This is a genomic window from Streptomyces malachitofuscus (genome assembly GCF_055571035.1).
Map to the genome: position 1 here is coordinate 1 of NZ_JBVIGA010000001.1, position 15,124 is coordinate 15,124.

Annotated in this window: 12 protein-coding genes; 1 reads left to right on the forward strand and 11 read right to left on the reverse strand. The window is 72.5% G+C overall.

The genetic code is table 11. The annotated features are described in order from the left end of the window. Positions 1-284: 284 nt before the first annotated feature. The 7 genes from ACZ44S_RS00005 to ACZ44S_RS00035 all read right to left on the reverse strand — a co-directional run bounded on the left by ACZ44S_RS00005 (position 285) and on the right by ACZ44S_RS00035 (position 8,260). The gene (locus ACZ44S_RS00005) at positions 285-1,256 is read right to left on the reverse strand and encodes an N-acetylglucosamine kinase (protein ID WP_466922393.1); all 972 of its coding nucleotides are present in this window, start codon (positions 1,254-1,256) and stop codon (positions 285-287) included. Further along, positions 1,247-2,512: a 6-phospho-beta-glucosidase gene (locus ACZ44S_RS00010; protein WP_466922395.1), complete on the reverse strand. Its 1,266-nt coding sequence runs from the start codon at positions 2,510-2,512 to the stop codon at positions 1,247-1,249. The genes ACZ44S_RS00005 and ACZ44S_RS00010 overlap by 10 nt, the downstream gene beginning before the upstream one ends. Before the next feature lie 2 nt (positions 2,513-2,514). After that, on the reverse strand, positions 2,515-3,405 hold the full coding sequence (locus tag ACZ44S_RS00015) for a carbohydrate ABC transporter permease (RefSeq protein ID WP_466922398.1): 891 nt from the start codon (positions 3,403-3,405) through the stop codon (positions 2,515-2,517). Next, positions 3,402-4,346, reverse strand: a complete 945-nt coding sequence (locus tag ACZ44S_RS00020) for a carbohydrate ABC transporter permease (RefSeq protein ID WP_466922400.1) — start codon at positions 4,344-4,346, stop codon at positions 3,402-3,404. Before ACZ44S_RS00020 ends, ACZ44S_RS00015 begins: the two co-directional genes overlap by 4 nt. Before the next feature lie 6 nt (positions 4,347-4,352). Then, entirely contained in the window at positions 4,353-5,699 is a 1,347-nt protein-coding gene (locus tag ACZ44S_RS00025; protein WP_466922403.1) for an ABC transporter substrate-binding protein, read from the reverse strand. Positions 5,700-5,748: 49 nt separating this feature from the next. Further along, entirely contained in the window at positions 5,749-6,963 is a 1,215-nt protein-coding gene (locus ACZ44S_RS00030; protein WP_466922406.1) for an ROK family transcriptional regulator, read from the reverse strand. A gap of 208 nt (positions 6,964-7,171) precedes the next feature. Beyond that, on the reverse strand, positions 7,172-8,260 hold the full coding sequence (locus tag ACZ44S_RS00035; RefSeq protein ID WP_466922408.1) for a mechanosensitive ion channel family protein: 1,089 nt from the start codon (positions 8,258-8,260) through the stop codon (positions 7,172-7,174). A gap of 314 nt (positions 8,261-8,574) precedes the next feature. Between ACZ44S_RS00035 and ACZ44S_RS00040 the strand changes: the two genes are divergently transcribed. Further along, positions 8,575-9,111, forward strand: coding sequence for an HNH endonuclease (locus tag ACZ44S_RS00040; protein ID WP_125506459.1), 537 nt, complete (start codon positions 8,575-8,577; stop codon positions 9,109-9,111). Between the two features lie 270 nt (positions 9,112-9,381). On the opposite strand, the gene ACZ44S_RS00045 is transcribed toward ACZ44S_RS00040, so the two are convergent. From ACZ44S_RS00045 to ACZ44S_RS00060, 4 genes are all read right to left on the reverse strand, one after another. Beyond that, positions 9,382-10,749: an FtsX-like permease family protein gene (locus ACZ44S_RS00045; RefSeq protein WP_466922410.1), complete on the reverse strand. Its 1,368-nt coding sequence runs from the start codon at positions 10,747-10,749 to the stop codon at positions 9,382-9,384. Then, on the reverse strand, positions 10,746-11,444 hold the full coding sequence (locus ACZ44S_RS00050) for an ABC transporter ATP-binding protein (RefSeq protein WP_466922412.1): 699 nt from the start codon (positions 11,442-11,444) through the stop codon (positions 10,746-10,748). Before ACZ44S_RS00050 ends, ACZ44S_RS00045 begins: the two co-directional genes overlap by 4 nt. Then, on the reverse strand, positions 11,441-11,974 hold the full coding sequence (locus tag ACZ44S_RS00055) for a PadR family transcriptional regulator (protein WP_466922415.1): 534 nt from the start codon (positions 11,972-11,974) through the stop codon (positions 11,441-11,443). Before ACZ44S_RS00055 ends, ACZ44S_RS00050 begins: the two co-directional genes overlap by 4 nt. 122 nt (positions 11,975-12,096) lie before the next feature. After that, a complete protein-coding gene (locus ACZ44S_RS00060; RefSeq protein ID WP_466922417.1) occupies positions 12,097-14,988 on the reverse strand; it encodes a beta-N-acetylglucosaminidase domain-containing protein in 2,892 nt (963 codons plus the stop codon). Positions 14,989-15,124: the final 136 nt, after the last annotated feature.

Consider the following 15,124-nt stretch of genomic DNA (forward strand, 5'->3'; position numbering starts at 1 on the left):
TCGGACTGGCGCGATGGGGCTTGTTGGTGGGGGTGCGGGGTGCGGACGCGCCAGCCACTGCGGGCGGACACCCCCGCCCCGTCCCCTCCCCGCCGTCGGCGGCCTGCCGCCGCATCCGCGGGCAGTCGTGCCGCAGGGGGGGCACGGGTGGGCGCGACGGCACCCCGCAAGCGCCGGGCTGCGCAACCACCCCCCGGCCCACACCCACACCGGGCACCGCGCGAGTGCCGGGGCGCCAAGCCGGTCCGGCAGAACCCGGGTTGGGCAGCCGCCCTCGATCGCGCCTACCCCCCGAAGTGCTCGCGCAGTCGATCCCGCGCGGACGCCGGCGCCCGCACACGGTCCAGACCGAGCAACCCCGCCCCCAGCACCGGCCGCACCGACACCACCCGGGCCACCGCCTTCGGCGCCCGCTCGGCCAGCAGGTCATGGATCCGGTCGAGCAGCAGAGCGTGCCGTGCCGCCAGCACACCCCCGCCCAGCAGCACAGGCGTCTCCTCGTCCAGCAGGTCCAGCCGTCTCAGCGCGACCACAGCCATCGTCACGATCTCCTCCGCCTGGCGGTCCAGGATCGCGCGTGCGATCCCGTCTCCCTCCGCCGCGGTAGCGAAGAGCACCGGCGTCAGTTCGTGGCGGCGTGCCGGAGCCACCTTCTCCAGATGCAGTGCCTCGATCAGCGCGGGCATGTCGGGCAGACCGAAGTGCGCCGGCAGCGCGGACGCCAGTGCCGTGGGCGCCCCGCGTCCGTCCTGCGCACGCGCCGCGTGCCAGAGGGCCTCCTCCGCCAGCGCCCAACCCCCGCCCCAGTCACCGGAGATCCGTCCGATCGCCGGGAAGCGGGCGGTACGCCCGTCGGGGCGCATGCCCACGCAGTTGATGCCCGCACCGCAGACGACGGCCACGCCCCGGGGCTCCGTCACCCCTGCGCGCAGGATCGCGAACGTGTCGTTGCGCACCTCCACGGTCCTGCCCCAGCCGCGGTCGGCCAGAGCCGCCGTCAGCTGTTCCTCCTCGACGGGCAGATCGGCGTTGGCCAGGCAGGCCGAGACGTGGGAGAGGGCGGATGCTCCCGCTGTGGTCAGGGCTCTGGTGACGGTCGTCGCGAGGGTGCTCATCGCCCGGTCCAGGCCCACCGCCGGGGGGCGGAAGCCCTCGCCCCGGGCCGTCGCCGGCACCGTTCCGTCCGGGGCGATCACCGCCACGTCCGTCTTGCTGTTGCCGGCGTCGATGGCGAGGACACCTGCGGTCAGGCCCACGTGAGGTGCTCCCGGTTGTGTGCGATGAGGTCGTCCGTGAGGCGGTCGGCGTACTCGTGCTGGGCGATCAGAGGGTGGGCGAGCAGGGCGCGGAAGACGCGGTCCCGGGTGCCGTGCAGGGCCGCTTCCAGGGCCAGGTTCTCGTAGGCCGTCACGTTGGCCATCAGGCCCGCGAAGAGGGGGTCGACGGGTGCGACGGGGAGGGGGGTCGCGCCCTTCGGGCCCACGGTCGCCTGGACTTCGATGACCGCGTCGTCGGGGAGGAAGGGGAGGGTGCCGTTGTTGAGGGTGTTGACCACCTGGTGGGGGGAGCCGGCGCCGCGGAGCAGGGCCGCCGCCAGGTCGACCGCCGCCTCGGAGTAGTAGGCGCCGCCGCGTTTTGACAGCAGGGCCGGCTTCTCGGCGAGGGCCGGGTCGGCGTAGAGGGCGAGGAGACGGCGTTCCATGTCCGCCACCTCGGCCGCCCGGGAGGGCTTCGTGCGCTGTTCCCGTACGACCTCGTCGTGCGCGTAGAAGTACCGCAGGTAGTAGGACGGGATCACACCCAGGCGGTCCAGGAGGGGGCGGGGGAGGCGGAGGTCGGCGGCGATCGTGTCGCCGTGGGCGGTCAGGAGGTGGGGGAGGATGTTCTCGCCGGTGGGGCCTTCCCTGCGTACCGCCGTCTCCCAGGTGAGGTGGTTGAGGCCCACGTGGTCCAGGTGGAGGGCGGCGGGGTCGGTGTCCAGGAGCGCCGCGAACTTGCGCTGCAGGCCGATCGCCACGTTGCACAGGCCCAGTGCCTTGTGACCTGAGTGGAGCAGGGCCCGGGTGACGATGCCCACGGGGTTGGTGAAGTCGATGATCCAGGCGTCGGGGTTGGCCCGGCGTACCCGGTCGGCGATGTCCAGGACGACCGGGACCGTGCGCAGCGCCTTGGCCAGGCCGCCGGCGCCGGTGGTCTCCTGGCCGACGCAGCCGCAGTCCAGGGGCCATGTCTCGTCCTGCATGCGGGCCGCCTGGCCGCCCACCCGCAGTTGGAGGAGGACCGCGTCGGCGCCGTCGACCGCCGCGTCCAGGTCCGTGGTGGTGGTGATGGTGCCGGGATGGCCCTGGCGGGCGAAGATACGGCGGGACAGGGCGCCGACCAGGTCGAGGCGGTCGGTCGCCGGGTCGGTGAGGACCAGCTCGGTGAGGGGGAGGGCGTCCCTCAGCCGGGCGAAGCCGTCGATGAGTTCGGGGGTGTAGGTCGAGCCGCCGCCGACCACGGTGAGTTTCATGCTTAACCCTTTACTCCGGTGAGGGTGACGCCCTCGACGAACGCCTTCTGGGCGAAGAAGAACACGAGGATCACGGGGGCCATGACGAGCACGGTCGCCGCCATGGTGAGGTTCCAGTCGGTGTGATGGGCCCCCTTGAAGGACTCCAGACCGTAGGAGAGGGTCCACGCGGCCGGGTTCTCCGACGCGTAGATCTGGGGGCCGAAGTAGTCGTTCCAGGCGTAGAAGAACTGGAAGAGGGCTACGGCGGCCATGCCGGGCCTGGCCATGGGGAGGACGACCCTGAGGAGGGTGCGGAGTTCGCCGCAGCCGTCGACCCGGGCCGCGTCCAGGTACTCGTCGGGGATCGTGAGGAGGAACTGGCGCAGGAGGAAGATGGAGAAGGCGTCGCCGAACGCCATCGGGATGATGAGGGGCCAGAGGCTGCCGGAGAGGTCCAGCTGCTTCGCCCAGAACAGGTACATCGGGATGACGACGACCTGCGGGGGCAGCATCATCATCGAGATCACCAGCATGACCGACAGGTTGCGGCCCCGGAAGCGGAACTTGGCGAGCGCGTAGGCCACCGGGAGTGAGGACACGACCGTGAGGACGGTGCCGAGGCCCGCGTAGAGCAGGGTGTTGCGCCACCACGTGAGGAAGCCGGGGGTGTCCCACACCTTGCGGTAGTTCTCCCACTGCCAGGTGTCGGGGACCAGGTCGCGGGTGAGGGCCTGCTGGTCGCTCATGAGCGAGGTGAGGACCACGAAGACGAACGGCAGGGTGAAGAAGAGCGCGGCCGCCACGCCGAGGGCGTGGACGGCGATCCATTCGAGGAGGGCCTTGCGGCGGGGCGGGCGTTGTTCCGGTGGTGCCGTCAGGGGTGGTGCGGGTGCGTTCAGCAGCTGGGTCATCTGTCACCTGCCGTGATGAGGCCGCCGTGGCGGCGCATCAGCAGGGCTGTGAAGGCCATCGACAGGGCGAAGAGGACCAGGGCCACCACGCAGGCCGCGCCGTAGTCGAAGCGCTGGAAGCCGAGGTTGTAGACGAGTTGGGGGAGGGTCAGGGTGGACTTGTCGGGGTAGCCCGGTTCGAACTGCTGGCCGGAGCCGCCGATGATTCCCGAGGCGACCTTTCCGGCCACCAGGGGCTGTGTGTAGTACTGCATCGTCTGGATCACGCCCGTGACGACGGCGAACAGGACGATGGGGGAGATGTTGGGGAGGGTGACGAAGCGGAAGCGCTGCCAGGCTCTCGCCCCGTCCAGTGAGGCCGCCTCGTACTGCTCCTTCGGTACGTCCAGCAGGGCGGCCATGAAGATGACCATCAGGTCGCCCACGCCCCAGAGGGCGAGTGCCGTCAGGGCCGGTTTGGACCAGGTGGCGTCCGTGAACCAGCCCGGGGCCGGCAGGCCCATTCCCTCCAGTACGGAGTTGACCGGGCCGGTGCCGGGGTTGAGGAGGAAGACGAAGGCCAGGGTCGCGGCCACCGGCGGGGCCAGGTAGGGGAGGTAGAAGAGGGTGCGGAAGGCGCCCGTGGCCGTTCTGATCTTCGTGATGAGCAGGCCGATGCCCAGGCCGAACACCACCCGGCAGGTCACCATGACCAGGACCAGCCAGAGGGTGTTGCGCAGGGCCGGCCAGAACATCGGGTAGTCCTGGAAGACGTACGTCCAGTTGTCGAGGCCCTGGAACTCCGGGACGCCGAAGCCGTCGTACTTCATGAGGGAGAAGTACACGGTGGAGACCAGGGGGTAGGCGAAGAAGACGCCGAAGCCGATGAGCCAGGGAGAGAGGAAGGCGAGCGTTCTCAGCGTCGAGGCGCGGTGTTTCGCGCGGAGTGTATGGGTGGGCATGGGGCGCTACTTCGCCTGTTCGATGTCTCGGTCGATCTGCCGTGCCGTCCTGGCGAGGCCCGCCTTCAGGTCCTTCGCCTTGCCCGACTCGTACTGGTAGCCGAAGTCCTGGAGCGTCGTCTGGTACGTCGAGCCGTTGACGGAGGCCGGCGGGGTGTTGGACTCGGGGTGCTGGGCGATGTCCAGGAAGGTCTTGAAGGCCGGGTCCGTCTTGAGGCCGGGGGACTCGAGGGCCGCGAAGGTGGAGGGCACGTTGCGGATGGCGTTGGCGAACGCCACGACGGCCTCGGTGTCGGTCGTCATGTACTTCACCAGTTCCCACGCGGCGTTCTGCTTCGTGCTCTGCGGGGCGATGCCCATGATCGTGCCGGAGAGGAAGCCCTTGCCGTACTCGTCCACCTCGTCGTCGGCGACCGGCATCGGCGCGGTGCCGATGGTGAAGTCGACGCCGGCGTCCTTGGCCATGCCCAGGCGCCATTCGCCGTCCAGCTGCATGGCCACCTGGCCGGTGTGGAAGGGGTGCTCGGCGCCCCACTCGTCGCCGAAGGTGCGGCGGTACTTCTCCAGCTTCGTGAAGCCGCCGAGGTCGTCGACGAGCTTCTTCTGGTAGGTGAACATCTCCGCGAAGGCCGGGTCCTTGGCGATGTTCGACTTGCCGTCGGCGTCGAAGTAGGCGTGGTCCCACTGGGACATGTAGTGGTCGACGACCGTCTCGTAGCCGTGGTAGGTCGGCATGAAGCCGAGCTGGTCGTAGGTGTCGCCCCGGGGCTCGGTGAGCTTCTTGGCCACCTCGGCGAACTCCGGCCAGGTCTTCGGGGGCCGGGTGATGCCGGCCTTCTCGAAGGCGTCCTTGTTGTAGTAGAGGCCGTAGGCGTCACCGAGCAAGGGGAGGGCGCAGCGGGTGCCCTCGAACTGGGTGTAGTCCAGCATCGGCTTCGGGATGGTCGCCTCGAGGTCGAGCTCGGACTTCTCGATGAAGGGCTTCAGGTCGAGGAAGGCGCCCGAGGAGCAGAACTTGCCGATGTTGGACGTGGTGAAGGAGGAGACCACGTCGGGGCCGCTCGAACCGCCCGCGCGCAGCGCCTGGTTGAGCTTGTCGTCGTTGATGTTGCCGACGACCTTCACCTTGATGTTGGGGTGCGCCTCCTCGAAGCGGTCCACGTTGGCCTGGACGGCCTTCACCTCGGCGGGGGCGCTCCAGCCGTGCCAGAAGGTGATGGTGGTCTCGGCGTTCGGGTCGTCCGTGGCGCCGTCCGCCGAGGAACCCGCCTGGCCGGTGCAGGCCGTGGTGAGCAGGGTGAGGGAGGCGGTGGCGGCCAGGGCGAGTGTTGCTTTTCTGGATATTCCGGGCATGACGGTGCTCCCTGGGGCAGGGGTGGGAGGGGAACGGGGTGGAGCGGGACTAGCGGGAGGTGTCGAAGACCTCGTCGCGGGTGGTCGCCAGCGCGCTCTCCAGCGCGCCGCGCAGCACGGGGTGTTCACGGACGTCGCCCACGACGAGACGGGGGCGGGGCGCGGCCAGTTCCTCCAGTTCGGACTGGACGAGGGTGCGCAGCACCTCGCCGCCGGAGGTGAGGCCGGTGCCGCTCAGGACGACGAGTTCGGGGTCGAGGACGGAGACCAGGGAGGCGAGGCCCGTGGCCAGGCGGGTGGCGTAGGTCTGGAGGAGGCGGCGGTGGGATCCGTCGTCGGGGGCGGCCGCGGCGCGTTCGAGGAGGGCGGCCGCCGCTTCGGTGTAGGGGCCCTGCGGGATGTTCCCGATGCCGAGCTCGCGGGCGAGCCGGGGAACCGCCTGCGAGCCGGCCAGCTCCTGGAAGCCGCCGCTGTTGGCCTTGGTGACCTGGCGGACCAGGGGTGTGCCCGGCACCGGCAGGAAGCCGACCTCGCCGGCGCCGCCGGTCCAGCCGCGGTGCAGCCGGCCGCCGAGCACCAGGGCGGCGCCCAGGCCCTCCTGGTTCCACAGGAGCACGAAGTCGCTGTGGTCGCGGGCCGCGCCGAGGCGCTGTTCGGCGAGGGCGACCAGATTGACGTCGTTCTCGTACTCGAACGGCATCGGCAGTGCGGCGGCCAGCTCGTCGAGCAGAGTGGAGGAGTGCCAGCCGGGGAGGTGGGAGGCGTAGCGGAGGCGGCCGGTGTTCGGGTCGAAGGCGCCCGGGGTCCCTATGACCAGGCGGTGGACGTCCGAGCGGGACAGGCCCGCGGCCTTCACCGCGCCGTCCAGGGCGTCGGTGACCTGCTGGACGACGGGGACCGCGGTGCGGCGGCCGGGGGTGGGCACCAGGTGGAGGCCGACCGTGCGGCCGGTGATGTCGGCGACGGCGGCGCGGATCCGCTGGGGGGTGACATCGAGCCCGGCCGCGTGGGCGACGGAGGGGTTGACCTCGTACAGCTGGGCGTTGGGGCCCGGGCGGCCCTCGGTGGTGCCGGTGGCGAGGACCAGCCCGGCCGCTTCCAGCCGGGCCAGGAGCTGGGAGGCGGTCGGCTTGGACAGGCCGGTGAGCTTGCCGATCCGGGTGCGGGACAGCGGGCCGTGCTCCAGCAGGAGGTCCAGGGCGGTGCGGTCGTTCATGGCGCGCAGCACACGCGGGGTGCCCGGCGTACCGGCGGTTCCTGCCATGGGGTGCGACACCTGCCCTTCCTCGCCGCCCAGCTTCTCAGCGGCCGGTGTGCGACGTCCATCCCGGAGCGTTCGCGTCGATCACTGTTAGGAAAGTTTCCTGTCGGATGGGGAGGAACGTAAGCCCGGCCCGGAGGGGGCGTCAAGGGGGGAAACGGGAAAGGGCGGCACCCGGGAGTTCCGGGTGCCGCCCTGTGCCGGCCGGCGGTTACTTCGTGGTGCTCGTCGGGGGAGGCAGCGGGGACGCGGCCATCGACTGCGGGGAGACGGAGCTGGCGTAGGCGGAGGGGGCCGCCATGCCGGCCGTCGGGTCGGCGGCCGGCATGTCCTCCGTGGCCGTGGCACCGCCGACGATACGGATGCCGGTCGCGTCGAAGGCGCGCTTGATGCGCCAGCGCAGCTCCCGCTCCACGGTCAGGGACTTGCCCGGCATGGTCTTCGCCGAGACGCGGACCACCATCGAGTCCAGCAGCACCGAGTCCAGGCCGAGCACCTCGATCGGGCTCCACAGGAGCTCGTTCCAGGGCTCCTCCTTGCCCATCTTCTCGGCGACCTCGCTCAGCGTGGCCTTCACCCGGTCCAGGTCCTCGTCGGAACGGACGGTGACGTCGACACCCGCGGTCGCCCAGCCCTGGGAGAGGTTGCCGATGCGCTTGACCTCGCCGTTGCGGACGTACCAGATCTCGCCGTTGTCCCCGCGCAGCTTCGTCACCCTGAGCCCGACCTCGATCACCTCGCCGGAGGCCACCCCGGCGTCGACCGAGTCGCCGACGCCGTACTGGTCCTCCAGGATCATGAAGACGCCCGACAGGAAGTCCGTCACCAGGTTGCGCGCACCGAAACCGATCGCGACGCCCGCGACACCGGCCGAGGCCAGCAGCGGCGCCAGATTGATCTGGAAGGTGCCGAGGATCATCAGCGCGGCCGTGCCCAGGATCAGGAACGACGCCACCGAACGCAGCACCGAGCCGATCGCCTGTGAGCGCTGTCGGCGCCGCTCGGCGTTGACCAGCAGACCGCCGAGCGAGGTGCCGTCCACCGCCTGGCCGGTCCGCGACATCCGGTCGACCATCTTGGTGATCGCCCGCCGCACCACGACTCTCAGCACCACCGCGATCACCAGGATCAGCAGGACCCTGAGCCCGATCGCGAGCCATGTCGACCAGTTCTCCTCGACCCAGCCGGCGGCGTTGGTGGCGCTCTCCTGGGCGTCCTGGAGCGAGGGCACCCGCGGGGTCCCCGACTCCGAGGGCGTCGGCGACGGATCGGCGGCCGACAAGGCGACGGACAAGGACACGGCAGGTACCTCCAGGTGCACGATCTGCCCCCGGCGCGGCGGTCAAGTCCGGCAAGGTCACGATCGGGTCACCGGACGGGCAGAACCACCACACTAACGGGGCATTGTGGGGGGAACGGCCGCGTGTGTGAAGAAGAGACCGTCCTCACCTGCGCTTGAACAGGCCATGATCCTGGGGATGAACCGGGGTGTGGTCGAAAACACTCCCAGCCCGTTACCGGGACATGGTGGCGCTTCCACCAGGCATGAGGGGAAACTGACTACGGATCGTCCCGGCGCGAGCCACGCGCCGCCGGCGTACAAGGAGGCCATCCGTGCCGCATGTCCTGGTCCTCAACGCGTCGTACGAGCCGCTCGGTGTCGTACCGCTCCGCCGCGCGCTCGTGCTCGTCCTCGAGAACAAGGCAGTCTGCCTCGAGGAGACCGGCGCCTATCTGCACAGCGCGACCGTCACAGTCCCCGCACCCAGCGTGGTCCGGCTCAAGCGTTTCGTGCGGGTCCCCTACCGGGGGCCCGTTCCCCTCACCCGCCGGGCGCTCTTCGCCCGCGACGGGGGCCGGTGCATGTACTGCGGTGGCGTCGCAACCAGCGTCGACCACGTCATCCCGCGCAGTCGCGGGGGCAAGCACGTCTGGGACAACGTGGTGGCGTCCTGCCGCCGCTGCAACCACGTGAAGGCCGACCGCCATCTGATCGAGCTGGGCTGGCGCCTGCGCCACAAACCCGCTCCGCCCACGGGTCTGGCCTGGCGCATCATCGGCACGGGCCACAGGGACCCACGCTGGCTGCCGTACCTGCAACCGTACGGCGCGGACGACGCCATGGCCCGGATCGACGGCATCTCTGCCTGACCCGATCCGGGCCTTTCGCATCGGCAGCAGGACCCGGTACTCGGCCCGCCGCAGCGTCCGGCACCGAGGGCGGAGGCCACCGCGTCGGCCACCGTCCGGTCCGGCGCGGCAGGCGTCCTCGCTCGGTGCGGCCGGTGGCGCGGGAGGGGGCGGGGCCGGGCGCCGGAACTCCGGCTCGACGGGCTCCAGGACTGCGCACCGGGTGACCCCGCTCCCCGCGCGGGGCGCTCCCGCCCCGGAGAACCCCCGTTCCCCCGGGGCCGGAGCCGTTCAGGTGTGGCGGAGTTCCGACGGGCGCAGGGTGCGGCGCAGGAGGGGGAGGGCGGTGGCCGCGGCCAGGAGGCAGCAGGCGTAGACCGTGAACGGGACCAGCAGGGCGGACCAGGGCAGGACGTCCGCCCCGGTGACCGTGGAGTACCCGGCCCCGACCGTCAGGCCGCCGACGCCCGCCACCAGCAGGGACGGCGCGAGCGGCAGCGCGGTCTCCAGCAGCAGCGCCCGGTTCAGCACCGCGCGCGGCACCCCGGCGGCGACCTGGGCGGCGAGGCTCCGCCGGCGGGTGGCGATCGACTCGGCGGTGCCCACGGCGAGGGCGGACAGGGTGATCAGCAGACCCACCGCGAGCGCGGCGGCGGTCAGGTTCAGCCCGGTCATGTAGTACCCGACGGACTCCCCGAGCTGATCGTCCCGGCGCAGCGCGTCGACCATGGTGTGCCGTACGCCCATGAACCCGGTGCCCGCGACCGTCACCAGCAGCACCGCGGCGTGCGCACGGGCCGCCGCCCACGGGTCGTCGCGCAGCCGTTCCGCCGCGATCAGGGTGGCCGCCGAACGGGCCCGGACCGCCAGTCTCCGCCCCAGGACCCGGCAGGTGGCCCCGGACAGCCACACCGAACCCGCGCCGACCGCGAGCAGCCCGCCGAACACCGCCATCGGCGTGTGCCACTGCCCCGGGCCCCGGGTGGTGTCCGACGAGGTGGTGGCCGCGAGCAGCGCCGCCCCCGCCACCGGCAGCAGCGACAGCAGGAACAGCCGTCCCGGACCGCGCCCCGGGCGGGCCGGGCCGACCCGGCGCACCCAGCCGAGCGGCGACGCCACCACCCGCCGCAGCGCCAGCACCCCCGCCGTCGCGCCCAGCACCGGCACGGCGACCGCGACCAGCGCGAGCACCACCCAGGTGAGGGCGGCGGGCCGCTCCCACACCGCGGTCAGGACCGGCACCGAGACGACCGTCGCGGCCGCCGACCCGAGCAGACAGGCCAGCCCGGTCTCCAGCGCGGCGATCCGCCGTACCTGCCCCGGGGTCGCCCCCGCCAGCCGCAGCCCGGCCAGCCGCCGGTCGCGGTGCACGGCCCCGATGCGGGTGCACTGGCCGAGGAACCCGAGCACCGGGACGAGGAGCAGCAGTAGGGCGAGGATCACCCCGGACCGGGTACCGGGCTCGTTGAGCAGGCCGGCGGCGAGGGAGACGCTGGAGCGGCCGCCGCGCAGGGAGGCCAGCGCGCCGGCGGTGAGCGCGAACCCGGTCGCGAGCGCCGCCCCGGTGGCGGTGAGCGCGATCCGCCACCACTCCCGCCGGTCGGAACCGCGGGTGAGCTGCCAGGCGAGCCGCAGATCGGCGCCGAGGGAGGTCGTCATGCCGTCACCCCCAGCGGCGCCACGACGCCGTCCCGGAGCTGCACCTCACGGTCCGCGTACGCCGCCACCTGCGCGTCGTGCGTGATCAGCAGCACCGCCGTGCCGGCCTCACGGGCCGTGTGCACCAGGGCCGTCATCACCTGCTCGCCCGCCAGTGAGTCCAGCGCGCCCGTCGGCTCGTCCGCGAAGACCACCTCGGGTCCGGTGACCAGCGCCCGGGCCAGCGCCGCCCGCTGCGCCTGACCGCCGCTCATCTCCCCGGGCCGCAGTTCCCCCTGAGCCCGCACCCCGAACCGCTCCAGCCACTCCCCGGCCGTCGACCGGGCCTCGGCGCGGCCGGTGCCGGCCAGCATCAGCGGCAGTGCCACGTTGTCCACCGCGGTCAGTTCCGGGATCAGCTGGCCGAACTGGAACACCACCCCGAAGCGGGTGCGGCGCAGCTCGCTCAGTTCCTTCTCCGGCAGGTCCTCCAGATGCCGGCCGGCGTACGTCACCGAGCCCGCGTCCGGGCGGACGATGCCGGAGAGGCAGTGCATCAGTGTGGACTTGCCGCTGCCGCTCGCGCCGGTCACCGCGAGGATCTCGCCGGCGTTCAGCGCGATGCCGGCGCCCCGCAGCGCCTCGGTCCTGCCGTACGCCTTGACCAGTCCGCGGCCCGTGAGCAGCGGCCCCGCCGTGTTGTCCCCGTCGCTCATGCTGTGTCGACCTCCGCGGTCAGGGTGGTGAGCCGGGCCGCCGTGGTCGTCATCCAGCGGAGGTCGGCGTCGAGGTGGTTGAGGGCGAAGTCCGCCGAGAGCACGGTCGTCAGGTCCGCACCCGGTGCCGCCTTCACCGCGGTGAGCTCCCGCATCCGTTCCATATGGGCGGCGCGCTGGGCGCGCAGGTACCCGGCGGGGTCGCCGTCGGACAGGATCGACACCACGACCTTGGCGAAGATCTCGTTGGTCACGAACGGCGCGGGCGGGGCGATCTCCCCCGCCCACACGGTCAGTTCACGCGTGCCCTGGTCCGTGGCGCGGTACATCGTCCGCTCGGGTCCGCCGTCCGAGTCGGTGCCCTCGACCTCGGCGAGGCCGTCCCGGACCAGGCGCTGCAGGGTCGTGTAGACCTGCCCGTAGGCCAGCGGACGGGCCTGCGGGAACCGTTCGTCGTGGCGTCGCTTGAGGTCGTAGCCATGGCTCGGCCCCGAGACGAGCAGGCCCAGCAGGATGTGACGGGTGCTCATGACGTCAGTATGTACTGAGTACATGTACTGAGTGAATAGTTCCGCGCGGAAAGTTCGGGCGAAGTGCGGCACGAAGAAGTGCCGAGGTCAGGCGTCCCGTGGGAAGCCGGACGCCCGGACGCTCAGTCCGCGACCGCGTACGCCTCCACCGACCACAGCGAATACCCGTACCGCGTCGCGCGCTTCTCGCCCTGCACACGGACGTGGCGTACGTCCCGCTCGTCCATGCGGACCGTCTCCCGGCCCCCCTTGCCGTCCCGGACCTCCGCCGCCCTGCGCCAGTTCCGGCCGTCCTTCGAGACCTCCACGCGGTACGCCGACGGATGCGCGTCCTGCCAGTGCAGCGCCACCTTCCCCAGCCGCACCGGACGCTTCAGCTCCACCTGCCACCAGGCGTCGTCCTCGACGGGGGAGGACCAACGCGTCTCCGGGTCGCCGTCGTTCGCCGCCGAGGCCGGGAAGTCGGGCGTCTCGTCGGCCGAGGAGCTCGCCCGGCCCGCACGGGCCAGGTCGGGACCCGCGGTGGGCGGCACGGCGTGGACCGTCAGCGTGCGGGTCGCGTCCCCGAAGCCGAACCGGACGTCGTACGACCGCGCGGGCGTGTCCTGTTCCACGGTCACCTCGACCGGAACCTCCACCGGCGTACCGCGCGGAACGGTCAGCGCCTTCTCGGGCACCCGGACGTCGAGGCCCTTCGGCGCCTTCACGGTCAGTCGGCCGCGCACCTCGTCGGGACGCAGCGAGCCGAGGGTGACCGTCAGCCGCCGGGTGCCGCCGATGTCGGCGTCCGCGCGGTCGTCGGGCAGCTCCAGGGAGGCGGCGGGCTCGTCCGCGAACCACGGGACCAGATGCCGGACCCGGGCCGGCTCGGCACCGGTGACCCGGACGGCGTCGACCGGATCGCCGCCGGTGCGCAACTCGGTGGCGCCCTGCCCGGACAGCGTGCCGAGACGGCGCCATCCCTCGCCGGGCACGCGCACCTCCACGGCGCCTTCCGTCCCCGGCTCGGTGAGCACCGTGACGGCGTCCATCGCGCGGGCGTCCGGGAGGTCGAGCGCACGGTCGCCGCCGGACCGCGTCGGCGGCTCGTGGTCGATGCCCGCCCAGCTCCGGTACGCCTTCTGCGCCCGGCTCAGGAACGGCTCCAGCACGCCCTCGCCGACGGTCACCCGCGCGGATCCGGCCCCGTCCCGCAGCCCGCCCAGCCTCCGGTACGCGGCCCAGGCGGCGCCCGCGTCCCCGGCCCGCTGCGCGCGCAGCATGTCCAGCGCCGTCGTACCGGCGTCGCCGTAGCGGGCCAGCCGCTCGGTCCAGGGCGCGACCTCGGTGCCGAGCGCGGTGCCGGAGAGCCGCTCCGGCAGCTTCCGCAGGGCGGTGAAGGCCGTACGCAGCCGGGCGGCCTCCTCGGTCTCGTCCGCGCCGCGCGCGGTCGCCCGGGTCCGCCAGAACTCCTCCATCAGCGGACGCAGATACGCCGACTCCTTGCCGCCCAGCACCGAGGACGCGGCGTTCCCGGAGAGCGCGGTCAGGGCCGCCTCGCGCCGGGCGTCACCGCCGGCCAGGTCGGTGATCGCGGCCCGCCAGGACTCCTGGGGGCGGTAGCCGCGCGGGTTCCAGGCGAAGTCGGCGGCCGTGAACAGCGGGATGCGCGACGCCTCGGGCTGCTCCATCGCGTTGGCGAGCAGAGCCGCAGAACCGGCGGCCACGGCCGGTTCACGCCCCTGGTAGGGGCCGAGGAAGATCCGGCCGGGGGCGTAGTCGTTCACCGGGTAGTTGTCCATGGTCACCAGCGGGTGCCGGAACACCTCCCGTGCCTGCGCGAGCTGACCGCCGGTGATGGTGCTCGGCACCACCCCGACCCCCGTCCACGCCACCTCGACACCCGCGTCCAGGGCACCGGCGAGGGCCCGGCGGTACGCGGTCGACCCCTCCTCGTAGTACTCGGTCGGCATCAACGACAGGGCCGCGGAGTCCGGGTGACGGCCCGCCAGGTGCCGGGCGACGGCGTTCGCCACGTGCGCCTGCGCGCGGGCGGCGGCCTCGGGGCCCGACCCGAACCGGTCCGCGTCCGCCCCGCAGTGCCACTCGCTGTAACTGACGTCCTGGAACTGCAGCTGGAAGGCGCGGAACCCCAGCGCCCACATCGCGTCCAGCTTGCGGGTCAGCGCGCGCACATCCTCGTCCGAGGCGAAGCACATCGCCTGCCCCGGAGCGACCGCCCAGCCGAGCGCGACGTGGTTGCGCCGGGCCCGCTCGGCCAGCTCCCGGAACTCCGCGCGCCGCTCCGCCGGGTACGGCTCCCGCCAGCGGGCCTGCCGCAGCAGGTCCTCGCCGGGCGCGTAGAGGTACCGGTTCTGCTTGGTGCGGCCCATGAAGTCCAGCTGGGCCATCCGCTGCCGGTGCGTCCACGCGGTGCCGTAGAAGCCCTCGGTGATGCCGCGCACGGCGGTGCCCGGCCAGTCGCGGACGACGGCCGCGGTGATCGTGCCGTCCGGGCGCAGCAGCTGCCGCAGGGTCTGCACGGCGTGGAACTGTCCGGCCCCGTCGGCGCCCGAGAGGGAGACGGAGCCCTTGCCGACGGTCAGCGCGTAGCCGCCGGCCGGAAGGGCGTGCCGGGGGTCGCCCGGGGTGCGTTCCCCGCCCACGCGCACCACCAGCGCTCCCTCGGGCACCTGTGCGCCGGGGGCGGTGAACCGGCGCGCCCCAGCCTCCCCCAGCAGCTCCCGCACCGCCCGGACGGCGTACGGGTCGGACGCCTCGTCCGTGATCAGCGCGACCTCGTCGGTCACCTCGACCGCCGCGCCGTTCGCGCGCAGGGAATGGGGGCGTGGCCACACGGAGAGGCTCCCGGCCGCGGCCGCGGCCGCGGCCGTGTCGGTGGCGGGAGACGTGGTCGTCCCGGGGGCGGGCGGCGCGGCCACGGCGATCGGCGCGCTGCCCAGGGTTCCCGCGAGAACGGCGAACGCCAGGGCGGCCCTCCTGGCGTTCGCCGTCCTCCCACGCCGCAGCTGCACGGGGCACTCCCTGTCGCTCGGGGCGGCCGCCCGCCCGATCACCGGCGGCCGTGTCCATTCCGTTACCGAGAAATCCAGAGCCCACCATTCCTGCGGTGAACGTGTCAATGAGAGTGGACGTTGTGGCGCATTTGTC